The organism is Salmonirosea aquatica (assembly GCF_009296315.1).
Classification (GTDB): domain Bacteria; phylum Bacteroidota; class Bacteroidia; order Cytophagales; family Spirosomataceae; genus Salmonirosea; species Salmonirosea aquatica.
On the sequence record NZ_WHLY01000002.1, the window covers coordinates 5073574 to 5089040 of the forward strand.

The 15467-nt window shown below is 47.7% G+C and carries 5 protein-coding genes; all 5 read left to right on the forward strand.

Annotation, left to right across the window (positions count from 1 at the left end):
* Positions 1 to 317: 317 nt before the first annotated feature.
* Entirely contained in the window at positions 318 to 6914 is a 6597-nt protein-coding gene (locus GBK04_RS22070; RefSeq protein ID WP_152763453.1) for a polyketide synthase, read from the forward strand.
* A gap of 6 nt (positions 6915 to 6920) precedes the next feature.
* Positions 6921 to 10955: a non-ribosomal peptide synthetase gene (locus tag GBK04_RS22075; RefSeq protein WP_152763455.1), complete on the forward strand. Its 4035-nt coding sequence runs from the start codon at positions 6921 to 6923 to the stop codon at positions 10953 to 10955.
* A gap of 198 nt (positions 10956 to 11153) precedes the next feature.
* A complete protein-coding gene (locus GBK04_RS22080; protein WP_152763458.1) occupies positions 11154 to 12743 on the forward strand; it encodes a right-handed parallel beta-helix repeat-containing protein in 1590 nt (529 codons plus the stop codon).
* Positions 12744 to 13837: 1094 nt separating this feature from the next.
* Positions 13838 to 14620 (forward strand): WecB/TagA/CpsF family glycosyltransferase, encoded by a 783-nt coding sequence (locus GBK04_RS22085; RefSeq protein ID WP_152763460.1) that lies wholly within the window; start codon positions 13838 to 13840, stop codon positions 14618 to 14620.
* A gap of 60 nt (positions 14621 to 14680) precedes the next feature.
* Positions 14681 to 15457 (forward strand): polysaccharide biosynthesis/export family protein, encoded by a 777-nt coding sequence (locus GBK04_RS22090; protein WP_373331211.1) that lies wholly within the window; start codon positions 14681 to 14683, stop codon positions 15455 to 15457.
* The last annotated feature ends 10 nt before the right edge of the window (positions 15458 to 15467 follow it).

The following is a 15467-nucleotide window of genomic DNA, read 5'->3' on the forward strand; positions in this document are numbered from 1 at the left end:
TTTAAGAGACAGCATAGGCAAGAATCTGAGCGAAAAAGTTGTTGTAGGTTGATAATCAGGCGAAAAGACAAATGACAAAATTGATTTTTTGTCTGATTATCATAGTTAGCCGAGACGCTAATAAAACGAGGCATGGACATTTAGTTTGCTTAGTGGAGGCCATTTGAATTAGTGTAACTTGCTTTTTAGAATTTTTACATAATAAATTTATGCTCTCCTGCAATGTCGATTCCGATGTAATTTGTTATCATTGTATTTGTTTTCAGACAATGTAGGCTTTGATCGCGCCATCATTATGCACACACTTTTCTCATGCTATGGAAGTTCATCCTTTGCTAATTCATGAATTGGTAGAGGATGCGGTAACTTTATATGCCGACCAGACTGCCATTGTTTACAAAGAAGAAACGTTAACGTTTAGGGCACTCAATCAACGTTCAGACGATCTTGCTCAGGCCATTCTGCACCAATTTCCCCAAGCGGATATTATTGGTGTAAGTACCACGCGAGGTATAAGCATGGTGGTGAGCGTCTTGGCTATTCTCAAAGCCGGAAAGGCGTACCTACCCCTTGATCCGACTTATCCAACCCTGAGGTTAGAGCAAATTATTGCTGATTCCAATGTAAAGGGGTGCTTGACTAACGCCACTGATGAAGCTTGCTTTACAAATTTAGGGCTGACAGTGCTCAGGGCTGATTTGGACTACGCTTTTGAGCCTCTTCCGGTACTTCGACGTAACTCCACCGCTTGTATTCTCTACACATCCGGCTCGACTGGGAAACCGAAAGGCGTATGCCTGGGCCACGCCGGACTGGTTAATCTGCTCAAATGGCAGCAGAGTCACTCTGTTGCCGGACCGGGGCTCCAGACGCTTCAGTTTTGCCATCTGAGCTTCGATGCTTCTTTTCAGGAGATATTCCTACCCCTCATTTCGGGCGGTACCATTCACCTGATTGACGACAACATCCGGTTAGATGCCGGACGGTTACTGAATTATATTCGCCAAAACCGTATTCACAGGGTTTTTCTGCCTTATGTAGTGCTGCAATATCTGGCCGAAGCGGCTGATGAAGAGCCGGATGTTGAGGACTACCTACAGGAAATAATTACGGGTGGCGAGCTCCTTAAAATAACGCCACAGATTGCCCGGTTCTTTGCCGCTCGCCCCGAATGTACCCTCATGAACGTGTATGGTCCAACCGAGGCTAGTATCTGGGTGACGACATTGAAACTGAAAGGCGATGCGCAGCACTGGCCACAAGTACCAAGTATCGGCCAGCCAATTACCGGTGCTGACGTTTTGATTCTCGACGAAGCCCGCCAGGTAGTACCCGCTGGTGAAGTGGGTGAAATTGGAATCAGTGGCGTTTGTCTGGCGGATGGGTACCTCAACCGGCCTGAGCTGACTGCCGAAATGTTCGTACCCTGGAGTCATCCGCAAAAAGGGCAGGCAACTTTATACCGAACCGGGGATCTGGCTCGCTATATGCCCGACGGCTCCATCGAGTTTCATGGGAGGAAAGATAATCAGGTAAAAATAAGGGGAAATAGAGTTGAACTCGGGGAAGTTGAAGTGGCTCTGACCACGCAGTCCGGTGTCCGGCAAGCGGTGGTAGTAGCCCGCGAAGATATACCCGGGCAGAAGCAACTCGTTGCATATGTGGTCACAACCGATGCGTATGACCTGGAAAAATTGCGAAAGGGGATAGAAAAACAACTACCCGATTTTATGGTACCCTCGCACTTTGTCCGGCTGGAAGACTTCCCCCGAACGGTAAGTGGCAAAGTCGATAAAAAACAACTACCCAAACCTGGTAGCCAACGTCCCGCCCTTGGGGTTTTGTACCGGGAGCCGGTTTCGGAACTTGAAAAGCAAATAGCTGCCTTATGGGGTGCCATACTGGGCATAGAACGGGTTGGGTTGGACGATAATTTCTTTGAATTAGGGGGCAATTCGCTTCTGGCCCAAAAAACAATTGCCGCCTTGAAGCAGCAGCTTGGTCGCACGTTGCTGGTCACCAAGCTTTACCAGCATCCTACCATTGCGGGGATTATTGTTTCCCTGGAACAAAAGGCAGTAGTCCCTCAATCTGCTGAACCCAATCTAATACCGCCCACTAAATCTGCTGACGTAGCCGTAATCGGCATGGCTGGCCGCTTTCCCGGTGCCAACAGCATCGATGAACTTTGGGAGGTTCTGAAAACCGGGCAGGAGACAATCCAATTCTTTGGTGCTGATGAATTGGATGCTTCTATTCCAGACGCGACCAAACGTGATGCCTTATACGTAAAAGCACGCGGCATAATCAAGGGTATTCAGGAGTTCGATGCGGCTTTTTTCGGGCTGACGCCGAAACTCGCCGAAGTGATGGACCCGCAGCAGCGGGTTTTCCTCGAAATCGCCTGGGAAGCACTGGAGCAAACGGGCTACCTACCCAAGTTCTACCCCGGTCGGATTGGGGTGTATGCCGGATGTGGCAACAATACCTACTACCTCAACAACGTCCTGCCGAACCAGGCCGTTGTCGACCAGATCGGTTCCTTTCAGGCCATGACCGTCAACGAAAAGGATTATATAGCATCGCGGACGGCTTATCAACTGGATTTGAAAGGACCGGCGGTGAGCGTGTATTCAGCCTGTTCCACCTCGCTGCTGGCTATTTCGCAGGCCGTCGAAAGTATTCGCAAAGGCCAATGTGACCTGGCGCTGGCCGGAGGCGCTAGTGTAACGGCCCCCGTCAACAGCGGCCATTTGTATCAGGAAGGCGCCATGTTTAGCCGCACTGGCCACACCCGATCCTTCGATGCCGAGGGTACCGGGACTGTTTTCAGTGACGGGTCGGGGGTAGTTTTACTAAAAAATCTGGAAGCCGCCCAACGGGATGGTGACCGGATCTACGCCGTGATCAAGGGGGTAGGTGTCAACAACGACGGAGGCGGCAAAGGTAGTTTTACGGCCCCAAGTACCGAAGGCCAGGCCGCGGCTATTCGGATGGCGCTCGACGAAGCCCAGGTAGACCCGGGTACGATTGGGTACCTTGAAGCGCACGGAACGGCCACGCCTCTTGGCGACCCCATTGAACTGGAAGGTTTGATGATGGCCTTTGGCCCCCAACCGCGCAATCAGTATTGCCCTATCGGCTCCATCAAAAGTAATATGGGCCACCTGACCCAGGCAGCTGGCGTGGCGGGTTTTATTAAGGCAACGCTAGCTTTATATTATAAGCAAATTCCGCCTTCGCTGAGCTTTGAGCGACCCAATCCAAACATCGATTTTGCAAATAGCCCATTTTTTGTTCCAACCAAACTGACTGACTGGGCGTCAGACGAAATACGCCGGGCCGGGGTGAGTTCCTTTGGCGTGGGGGGTACTAACGTCCATGTGGTACTTGAGGAAGCGGAAAATAAACTGGAGCAGTCCGGCGATAGCCGCCCTCTTCATTTGCTGACATGGTCGGCAAAGTCGGCAGAGAGTGCGAGGGCTTACGCCGCACGACTGGCTGATCATCTCCGGCAACATCCCGACCAACCTCTAGCTGATATAGCCTACACGCTGCAAACTACTCGTCCCGGTTTCCATCATAGGCAGTTTGTAGTGGCATCTGAAGTACCTGAAGCCTTAACTACCTTGGCTAATCCAACGGCCAATACTCTGACACAACATCCGGGTGCACTGGCCTTTCTCTTTCCAGGACAGGGCGCGCAGTACCTTAATATGGGCCGGGAGCTTTACGGAAATGAAGCGGTGTACCGACAGGCGGTTGACGAATGTGCCGAATTGCTGAAAAATGAATTTGAAGTTGATCTGCGAGAAGTAATATACCCCGCCACGCCCGATGCAGTGGCAGAAGCCCGCTTGACGGATACGCGCTACACCCAACCGGCTTTGTTTGTGACAGAGTACGCGCTGGCGCGGTTGTGGATGAGCTGGGGGATTGAACCTACCGTTTTGTGCGGACACAGTATCGGCGAATTTGTCGCGGCTCATCTGGCCGGTGTTTTCTCATTACCTGACGCATTGAAATTGATCGCGGGTCGGGGTAGAATGGTAAGTGAACTGCCTCGGGGTAGTATGCTTTCGGTTCGGATGGAAGCAAATTCGTTGCAGGCTATATTACCCGAAACCCTGTCTATTGCGGCTATTAACACGACGCAATTATGCGTCGTAGCGGGCCCAGATGATGAGGTAGCCTCTTTTGCCCAGCAACTGAACTTGCAGCAAATCCCCAATCGGTTGCTGCCCACGAGCCATGCCTTTCATTCGTCCATGATGGACCCTATCGTTCCCCGGTTCACTACACTGGTAAAAAGTATTTCTTTGCAGCGACCGCAACGTGTGGTAGTTTCGACGGTAACCGGTAAGTACCTGACGGATGCCGAAGCAACAGACCCGGTGTATTGGGCAAATCATCTGCGGCAGGAAGTACGCTTTGCCGACGCGCTCGAAACGCTGCTTGAACCTACACAATCGGTCTTTCTGGAAGTAGGCCCCGGTCGATCACTGACTACCATGGCGCGGCAGCAAGCCGGTTCGCGTAAAGTGACGGCTTTGAACAGCCTGCAACTACCTAAAGCAGATTCGTCCGAGTACCGGATGCTACTCGAGACACTCGGGCAACTCTGGCTCAACGGTATCGAGCCTGACTGGCGCCAATTCTACGCTGGTCAGAAGAGGTCCAGGCAAGTACTTCCCACCTATGTATTCGATAAAAAACGGTGCTGGGTCGATCCGGTACTACCAGTAACCGCTAGTCCGTTGCCGGGCGCTCCCGAACCTGAGGTAACACTAATTGAAAAACAATCACACACGAAAGTAATGAGAAAAGACAATTTACTAGAAAAAGTCAAAGCCATCGTAGAAGACGCTTCGGGCTTTGAGATGGCGGAAGCTAGGCCTGACCAGACTTTTATTGAACTGGGACTGGATTCGTTGCTATTGACGCAGATTGCAATAGTGCTAAAAAAAGAATTCGGTCTGCCATTGACATTCCGGCAACTGAATGAAGAATACGCATCGCCCGATCTGCTGGTGGCTTATTTGGATCAGAATTTGCCCGCCGGAGCATATCAACCCGCGCCATCTGCTCAAGCCGCCCCGACTCCGGCAATAGTATCGAATGTTCCCGTCAATTATACTACTAACCAAAGAGACTCCAATACAGCAATTGGACTGATTGCGCAACAATTGCAGATACTATCACAGCAGATTACGTTATTACAGGGTGGTAATAATTCCCTGCCGCTGTCTGTACCTGCCCCAACTACGGCCGGTCAGAGTAATAATGGTCATATCAATGGAAAGCAACAGTCGAACGGGCAACCAACTGGAGAAGCATCAGCCGTTAAGGCAACCGACCTTACGGCCGAAGAAGCGGCCGACATTAAAAAGCCCTTTGGCGCGGCCGCGCGAATCGAACGGCAGGAGACCGAACTCACGGCTCCGCAACAGGATTTCCTCAATCGTTTGACCGAACGATACACGCAAAAGACGGCGGGAAGCAAATTATACACGCAGCAAAACCGCCCCCACATGGCAGATCCTCGCGTGGTATCAGGTTTTAAACCGCTGACGAAAGAATTGGTGTATCCCATTGTGGTCAATCGCTCAAAGGGCAGTCGGTTGTGGGACATCGATGGGAACGAGTACATCGACATGCTCAATGGGTTTGGCTCGAATATGTTTGGCTATCAACCCGATCACATAAAAGAAGCACTGCATCGACAGGTGGATGATGGCTTTGAAGTCGGGCCCCAACACGAACTAGCAGGTGAGGTTTGCAAATTAGTCTGCGAGTTGACCAACTCCGACCGGGCCGCTCTGTGTAGCACGGGGTCCGAAGCGGTATTGGGCGCCATGCGCATAGCCAGAACGGTAACGGGTAGATCGTTGATTGTGGCCTTTACGGGATCGTACCACGGTATCATCGATGAAGTGATTGTTCGGGGAACCAAGAAATTGAAGTCGTTCCCGGCGGCGCCGGGAATCATGCCGCAGGCGGTGCAAAATATGCTTATTCTGGATTATGGTACCCAGGAAAGCATGGATATCATCCGCGAACGGGCGCAGGAGATCGCCGCAGTTCTGGTAGAACCCGTGCAGAGTCGCCGCCCGGAATTTCGGCCCGTTGAATTTTTGAAAGAACTGCGTACTGTAACCGAAGAAGCCGGTACCGTACTGATTTTTGACGAAATTATCACCGGTTTCCGGATGCACCCGGCGGGAGCCCAAGGGCTGTTTGGCATTCAGGCCGATCTGGGCACGTATGGAAAAGTAGCTGGCGGTGGGTTGCCTATTGGGGTCATTGCCGGAAAGAAACGTTTTATGGATGCCCTTGACGGGGGATCATGGCAGTACGGCGACAGGTCGTTCCCGGAGGTTGGCGTCACTTATTTCGCCGGAACTTTCGTGCGTCACCCTCTAGCGCTAGCCGCCGCCCGGGCTTCATTAAACTACCTGAAACAGCAAGGTCCGCAGTTGCAGCGTAGCCTGACGGCAAAGGCTGAGCGACTCACCGACAGCCTCAATACCGAGTTCAGGCGTCAGCAACTGCCGCTCTTTGTGGCTCAGTTCGGTTCGCTTTGGAAAATCAAATTTCATCAGGAAATTGCCTACAGTGAACTATTGTTCACGCTGATGCGGGAAAAAGGAATTCATATATGGGACGGCTTTCCCTGCTTTATCACCGAGGCAATTACAGATGAAGAAATTGACCAAGTGATCGCGCTTTTCCGTGAAAGTTTAAAACAAATGATTGAAGCTGGTTTCTTTAAGGCTATGCCACCGGAGGTAGACGAGCTGAATCAACCACCGGTTCCGGGAGCCAGGCTAGGTCGGGACAAGGCAGGTAATCCGGGTTGGTTTTTAGCTGACCCGGATAAGCCCGGAAATTATTTGCAAATCGGAATAAAATAGACTCTTATGGTCGACTCCCTCTTACCTGAAATCACCACTCCATTAGAATTTAACCCATTTGAGGGCCCCGAGATAGGTCGGTTAACGACAACTACTGAGCCGCAGATGGAAATCTGGATGGCCTGCGCATTAGGCGGCGAAGATGCCAACCGGGCCTACAACGAGTCGGTTTCTCTCCGCTTCCAGGGCGTTCCCGAGCGGGCTGCCTTGGAAAAATCCGTACGAGAGCTCATCAGGCGACATGAGTCGCTCCGCTCCGCTTTCAGTGCCGATGGTCGGCAGATGATTATCTTTCGCGACCTGCCTGTCCAGGTGCAATTCGAAGATTATTCTGTAAAACCACCTACTGAACAGGCCCAAGCCGTGGCCCACTATCTCCGGCAGGAGGCCGAATATTGCTTCGATCTGCTGCATGGGCCTTTATTCAAAGCGGCTTTGTTGATGGTTTCAGCGGACGATTCGTATCTGATCTTGACCGCCCATCACATCATCTGTGATGGTTGGTCGATGGGTATATTAATGCAGGATTTGGGTACATTATATTCAGCAAACGTTCAGAATCAATTCGTTAATTTGCCTGAACCGGTTCTGTTTGGAGAATTTGCTGAGGCACAGATTTCATTTGAACAAAGTCCGCAATACGCGCAGATTCAAAAGTTCTGGCTCGACTTATACAAACAAGGCGTTCCAGTGGTCGACGTGCCGACTGATTTCCCACGCCCTCGCGTCCGTACCTACAAAAGTCATCGATTAGACTTTGATCTGGACGAAACGCTGGTATCTGCCCTAAAAAATAGGGGCCGCGAAGCCGGATGTAGTTTCGTCACCACGTTAGTCACGATTTTTGACGTATGGCTGCACCGCTTGACCGGTCAGGATACGATCAGCATTGGATTACCAGCAGCGGGGCAATCTGTCACGGGTGACTACCGGCTTGTTGGACATTGTGTTAATTTGCTACCCCTGCGTTCGCACCTGCCGGAAGGAATTCGGTTTATAGATTTTCTAAAGCAACGTAAGTCCGAGTTAATTGATGCCTACGATCACCAACGGCTGACATTTGGTAGTTTATTGAAAAAACTTGCTATCGCCCGCGAATCGTCACGGATACCGCTGGTACCGGTAATTTTCAATGTCGATATGGGTTTGTCTGATGGCGTCAGTTTTCATGGGTTGACTTACCAACTTATGAGTAACCCACGGGCATATGAAAATTTTGAATTATTTGTAAACGCGTCCGGTTCTGAGAAGTCGTTGACTTTGGAATGGTCATATAATACCCAGTTATTCAAACCTGAAACCATTCGTGCGATGATGGCTGGGTTTGAAAACCTGCTCCGTGAGGTCATTGCAAATCCATTAATAAGCGTCAATACCTTGCAATGGTCAGTGACCAATAAGCCCGTGGAGGCCCCGGCTCAGCAGGAACCAATACCTGCTTCGCCACAACAGCCACTCCATCGACTGCTGGCTCAAACCGCAGCACAGTTTCCGGAAAAAACCGCTCTTGAATTTCAGCACCAGAAGCTGACATACCGGTATTTGCATGAAACAGCGAATCAGTTAGCAACGTATTTTATTAAGCAAGGCATCCAAAGAGGCGACATCGTTGGGGTAGCCCTCGACCGTTCGCCCGAAATGCTGATTTCGCTGCTGGCCATCCTGAAAGCTGGAGCGGCTTACCTACCTCTTGACCCGTCCTATCCACACGACCGGATTGCCTACATGTTGACCGATTCGTCGGCCCGAATGGTCATTACTTCTCAAAAATACGCTGGTCGATTGAATATGTCAGTCGTGGAAATCGAGGTGGAAAAAGCATTGGCCGAATCGTCCAGGTTAAACATAAGTGAGCCAGCTATAGCCGCTGGAAGTAACGATTTAGCCTATATCTTGTATACTTCTGGCTCAACGGGTAGGCCTAAGGGGGTATTGATCGAGCATCATAACGTTGTCAATTTGTTAACGAGCATAATCGATTGGCCAGGTATTACACCGGGCGACCGTTTGCTTGGGGTTACTACGATATCATTTGACATTGCCGTTTTGGAATTGTTTCTACCCCTCTTGGTCGGCGCGACGCTCGTACTCGCTGATACCGAAACAACCCGCGATGGTCGTCTGCTGCTGGAAATCATTAAAAAAGAAAAGATCTCAATTATTCAGGCTACGCCCGCGACCTACAAAATGATGCTGGCGGCTGGCTGGGATACGCCCCTGCCGCTGAAGGTACTGTGTTGTGGAGAACCATTGGCGAAAGATTTGGCCCAAAAGCTGATGGCTCGATGTGCTTCGCTGTGGAACATGTACGGCCCAACGGAGACAACCATTTATTCAACGGGAAAGCAAATCCTCCCCTCTGACAATTTAATTACGATTGGGCGGCCCATTCATAATACCCAAGTGTACATTCTGGATGATGCCGGAAACCAGCTAGGCATTGGATCGGTAGGCGAAATTACCATTGCCGGGGCGGGCGTGGCGCGTGGATACCATAACCGGCCCGAACTGAATACTGAAAAGTTTGTTAAAAACCAGTTTGGCGATGGATTACTTTATCGCACCGGCGATTTAGGCAAATGGACGGCCACTGGGGAGATTCATTGTTTGGGCCGAATAGATCAGCAAGTCAAGATTAGAGGGTATCGTATTGAACTTGGTGAGATTGACCATGCTCTATTGAAGAGTAGCGATATTAAAGACGCCGTGGTGGTAGCCCGTGAGGATCGGCCCGGCTATCCGCATCTGGTCGCGTATGTAGTGCCAAAAACTACCCCTGGTGAGAGGGAATTCTCCGAATGGCGCAAACGTTGGAAACAGCAAGTGAAGGATTTTTTGCCGGATTACATGGTGCCGAGTGAGTTCGTCCTGTTACCCCAACTACCACTTACGCCCAATGGGAAAATTGATAGGAAGGCATTACCTAAACCGGAAAATGAAAGCCAATTGGCGGCTCCGGTAGTCGTTCGGCCACAGACGAAAGAAGAAGAATTGGTAGCGGCCATTTGGTCGGATGTTCTCGGACTAGAAACAATCAACGATACTGACGATTTTTTTGAGCTTGGTGGACATTCGCTGATTGCCGTGCAGGTCATGACCCGAATCGAGCAAGAAACCGGGAAACGGCTGCCACTTTCCACACTTTTCGAGTATCCAACCATCTCGAAACTAGCTGCCCTGCTGCAAACTGATAAAAAAGCAACATCCTGGAAATCGCTGGTACCTATAAAGCCCACAGGTAACAAAATGCCGATCTACTTCGTCCATGGTGATGGATTGAATGTATTGAATTTCAATAGTGTAGCCAATAAAATGGACTCAGATCAGCCAGTATATGGTTTCCAGGCGCTGGGGCTCGACGGGCAGGACGAGCCATTGGATAATATGGAAGACATGGCTGCTTTTTACGTCAGTGAACTGCTTGAACAGAATCCGACAGGCCCCTATGCACTGGCCGGTTACTCCTTCGGGGGCTACATTGCCGTAGAAATGGCACGAATCCTTTACGCAATGGATAAGGAAATTCGTCTGCTGGGCATCTTAGATACGGACACGGAAATTGTGACCTCGCATTTGCTGGATGCCAGTAATCTTTACAAACGCATCCGGCGGCAGTTTCCCAAGCTAATATGGGTGATTCGTTCATTTATACACGATCCTGCGCATACGATTGCCTATCAGAAGAAGTTTTACAGACGAAAAATAACTGAAATTTTAGAGGCCATTGGTCTGCGGGAAAAATCGAAGCCGGACGATATGTTGTATTATTTAGCCCCTATTAAGGCAAATTTGGAAAAAGCGTATGAAAAGCACATTATCAGGCCTTTTGATGGTCACGTTACTTTGTTCCGGGCTCGAAAACGCTCCTACTTTGTCATGGATTTTGCTTTTTTGGGTTGGAAAAAATATGCACTTAAAGGAGTGACGGTTTATGAGGTGCCTGGCAATCATAACACAATGTTTCATGCGCCGAACGACCAAGAAACTGCTCGAATCATTCAAGCAGCTTTGAACGAAAGTGAGAAAGTGAGTGAGAAATGAAATGGCTGACTTTAAGCCGACACTCAGCACCTATTCCATGATTGGAGAGTTGTATGAGTGAGGAGCGTAACTCCAGTTTCGCCCGGCCATTTGATTCATTCTTGGACGCAACCAAATTTCTTAGGACGGTGCCTGAATCGAATTTATTCGATTCAGGCACTAGCTAGAGTGACGTTATTCAGAATTAGATTCTAGGACATGAAGCAGTTAGTTCTTTGTGCTTTGTTGGTATTATCATCTTATCCCTGGTGCTGGGCTACTAATTATTTTGTTAGTCCGGCGGGAGATAACCGCAATGCAGGGCTCTCAACGAACACGCCCAAACAAACCATTCAAGCGGCGGCCGATCTAACCGCTCCCGGCGATACGGTGTTTGTCATGAGTGGAGTGTACACAAATGAGTGCTCGAATTGTGCAGTTGCCGAGTTGACGCGGAGCGGTACATCATCTGCCTACATTGTATATATGAATTATCCCGGACATAGGCCTAAGGTACATTTCACAGGATGGCAGGGTTTTTATATACTCAACGGCGCAAGCTATATCAGAATTACCGGGTTTGAAATTGAAGGGTATTCTACAGCACTTACGCTCACAGAGGCACTAAACCAGCCTGGGAGTTGCAACGACTCTAGCAAGTCAAATCCTGATCCACGGTTCAATGGCTACGGTATTGGCGTCGACGGCCGTATCGGTGAGCATCCCCATCATCTGGTTTTTACCCATAACAACATCCATCATTGCGGCGGGGCAGCAATAGGGGTGAATCAGGCCGACTATTTAACAATCGAGGATAATACTGTCTATAATAATTGTTGGTACAGTATATACGCCACCAGTGGTATTACACTTTATCAGTTATGGAATTTTGACATGCAAGCAGGGTACCATAATGTTATTCGACGCAATATTTGCTTTAACAATCGACAGGAAGTGCCCTGGCCAGCAGGAAATTGCCAAATAACAGATGGTAACGGTATTATTATTGATGACAATCAAAACCAACAAAATGACTCGAAAATTGGACCTTATAATGGCCGGACGCTGATCGAAAACAATATCGTATGGCACAATGGGGGAGCAGGTATTCTGCTTTTTCTGAGTAAGCATGTGGATGTGGTGCATAACACGACATACTGGAACAATCAAAGCGATGCCATCAATGTTGGACAAATTCTGGCGAATCATAGTGATGACATCCGAATTTTTAATAATATTCTAGTATCCCTTCCTGGTAAAAAGATTAATACTGGTGAAGAGAACCAGATGATTGAATATGGTAATAACCTTCACTTCGGAGGCGGCGATGCCAGCTTCTTCAATACTACTTGTCTCATTGCAGACCCCAAGTTCTTAAATGCCGGTTCGCAACTAACATCCGATTTTCGATTGAGTGCTGGTAGCCCAGCCATTAATGCAGGCTCATCGCAACTGACAAATTCATTTGACTATTCGAGAAGAAAACGCCCCGTAGGCAACGTGCCTGACATTGGAGCCTATGAGTATTCGGGTAGATTATCAGGCGGGTCTACTCCACAAGCGATGAAGCCCAGTGTTTTGATTTTCCCCAATCCAGTAGGTGATACACGTACGGTTACTATTGATTCTGATCAAATATTTAATGAGGTAGTTGTCTATAGCGAAAACGGACAGGAGCTCTCGAGGTACGCCGTTAAAGAGAGTCATGTGAACTTAGCCTTACCACACATAAGAATTCCAGTTATTTTATTGATAGAGATTCGGATGCAAAACGGTTATATCTCGGGCCATAAAATCCTAATAAAGTAAAGGAAGTAGCCAATGAAGGCTTAGCACGAAGGACTATCCTGATATAAAACCGTATTAATCGTGGATTAATCTATTGTTTTTAAGAAATAGTTCTAATCACGGCTTATACCGAAGGGCGACTGCTGGCTGATGAGAATCGCGTAATTTTAAATCGGCTCAATTACAAGTACTATTCCCTAAGGAATAGGCACAAAGTAAGGCGGGTCCGTAAATCAGATACAAATTATAGGCGCAATAGGCCCAAAAATACTTGGTATAAGGTATTTTTTTTAAGCTAACATAGAAGGTACTTTGCAGAAGAAAGAGGCAACTGCTAAGGTACTTCGCTGACTGAAGTCATTTCAATATTATTTCACCTATGTCAACAAAACTTATGCGCTTAAAAATTTTATCCGCTGCTCTGTTGACGGGTGTTACCTGCGTGGGCACCAGCTCGATAGCACTCGACTCGGCCTTGCCCGAAGTGAAAGGTACCCCTACTAGGCATTAGTTATGTTCATAATTAAGATATACTATCTGAAAAAAGGACTCAAGCGATAATCTCTAATGCCAACCAATGCGTAAGTCTTTTTTAGCGCATCCGAGTCATTACCTATTGAAGCTGTTTAAGATTTGTGCTGTCTTATGAAAAAAAGCTCTAAAACGTCAAGCTTAAACAAAGCTCCCAACAATAGTAACGGAGTGAAGTGTAAGTATTTATCTGACAATGAGTTATGTGGTGGCCAACTTGTCATTGAAACAGCCAATACCGGGCTTTATGCATTCAAGTCGCTGCCTATGCGTTAGGAAAACTAAGCCCACGACTGGTTGTGATAGCATTATTTTGGGTTTATAATCATTTTCTTGAAAAGAATTCTCGAAACTCATAAATAAATTTAAACAGGTTCAATATTTTAATCGTTACCATTTTGTAGAACGCATATGGTAAGTAAAACTCTTTAAAAGAGTGACCGCTTACTTAACTAACAGTCATATAACTTTTTTTCGCTATTAGGAGTAGCCTATCGAACAAATAGGTATATTATGGCAATACGTTACTCATCTTTTTGGAATATTTCTAAAAGTTGGTAACTTTACAAATACACACACTAAAAATGTATTACAATCTTCATTCTACTGCCCTCGAGAACAATTTGTCTCGATCTAGGGTGGTATGCCTTCATATAAATGCGGGTTCATACCACCAGATCCAGGAAGAAGTAATAGCCGCCGCTCGCGAAAAGCGTAGTAGCAGCATTTGCTTTGCTAATGTTCATATGGTTGTTGAGGCAACCCAAAATAAGTATCTAGCCGACTGTGTAAATAATGCGACCTGGGTGGTTGCAGACGGGGTTCCACTGGTCTGGGCAATTCGGGCGATCTACCAGCGTAAACAGGAACGTGTAACAGGTTTAGATTTCTTACCGGATCTGTTAGATCGAGCTTGTGAGGAGGATTTATCTGTTTATTTTTATGGTAGTACTACTGATGTTCTACAGGCTACACTCCACACCTGCCAGCAAAAATTTCCTTCATTAAAGATCGCTGGTACTTATTCCCCACCTTTCCGTGCACTTACATCCGAAGAAGAAGACCTTGACGTTAAACGAATCGTTGATTCTGGAGCGCAGTTGGTTTTCGTTGCGCTTGGATGCCCTCGGCAAGAAGTATGGATTTCCCGAATGCGACACCGTATTCCTGCTGTTTTATTAGGAATTGGGGGAGCGTTGCCGGTTTTGGCTGGTAAATTTTCCCGTGCTCCTAATTGGATGCAAAGATTTGGCTTAGAGTGGCTCTTTCGTCTTAGCCAAGAGCCGACCCGACTATTCCGAAGGTACTTTACAACGAATACTCTATTTGTTTTTTATTTCCTACGTGGACATTTAATGAACAAGTGATTGTCCTACGTTTTTACCAAAGTGAAATCTTACAAATATTTCAAATATTGAGACATATCCATGAGAAAACTAATAAGGTTGATAGGGTTTGTAATCACCTCGTCTGTTTTAATGAATTGCAGCTCTCCAAAAAGTGTAATAATGTTTCAGTCAGCAAATCAAAGAGAGAACACACTTAGTTTGCCACCCGTGTATGAACAGACTATTAAAGTAGGTGATAATCTGTCGATTCAAATCAATACCCTTAGCACGCAGGCTTCTGCACTGTTTAATTCCTATGCCCCCGCTTCCCAAAGTGAGCAGGGCAATTTACCAAATTCATCTTCAACAGGGAGAGGCTATCGGGTTGACCATGACGGATATATCACTATTCCAGTAATTGGAAAAGTAGAAGTGAATGGGCTAACTAATTCGCTGGCAGAAACGCTCATTCAGGATAAGTTAAAGCCACAATTCAATGAGTTGAGCGTGAGCGTTCGAAATCAGAACTTCCGAATCTCAGTATTGGGAGAAGTGGCTCGTCCAGGTTTTTTTCCCATCAACAGCGAACAAATTACCCTGCCCGAAGCATTAGGGCTGGCCGGCGATATCACTATTTATGGTCGAAGAACGAATGTAATGGTAATTCGGGAGGAGAACGGTCATAAAACCTTTACTAAAATTGATATGACAAAGCGTGATTTTTTTCGCTCATCCTACTACTACCTGCATTCAAATGATGTTGTCTACGTTGAGCCAAGTAAAAATCGACTTGCCAGTACAGATCGTATTTATGTGATTGCACCGCTCATTGTCGGTACACTCACTTCTCTGGCCATATTTTTTACTAGGTTTTAATTAAAATAAT

Coding starts and splice junctions, on each gene's coding strand:
- GBK04_RS22070 (WP_152763453.1), top strand. CDS start 318: ATGGAAGTTCATCCTTTGCTAATTCATGAATTGGTAGAGGATGCGGTA.
- GBK04_RS22075 (WP_152763455.1), top strand. CDS start 6,921: ATGGTCGACTCCCTCTTACCTGAAATCACCACTCCATTAGAATTTAAC.
- GBK04_RS22080 (WP_152763458.1), top strand. CDS start 11,154: ATGAAGCAGTTAGTTCTTTGTGCTTTGTTGGTATTATCATCTTATCCC.
- GBK04_RS22085 (WP_152763460.1), top strand. CDS start 13,838: ATGTATTACAATCTTCATTCTACTGCCCTCGAGAACAATTTGTCTCGA.
- GBK04_RS22090 (WP_373331211.1), top strand. CDS start 14,681: ATGAGAAAACTAATAAGGTTGATAGGGTTTGTAATCACCTCGTCTGTT.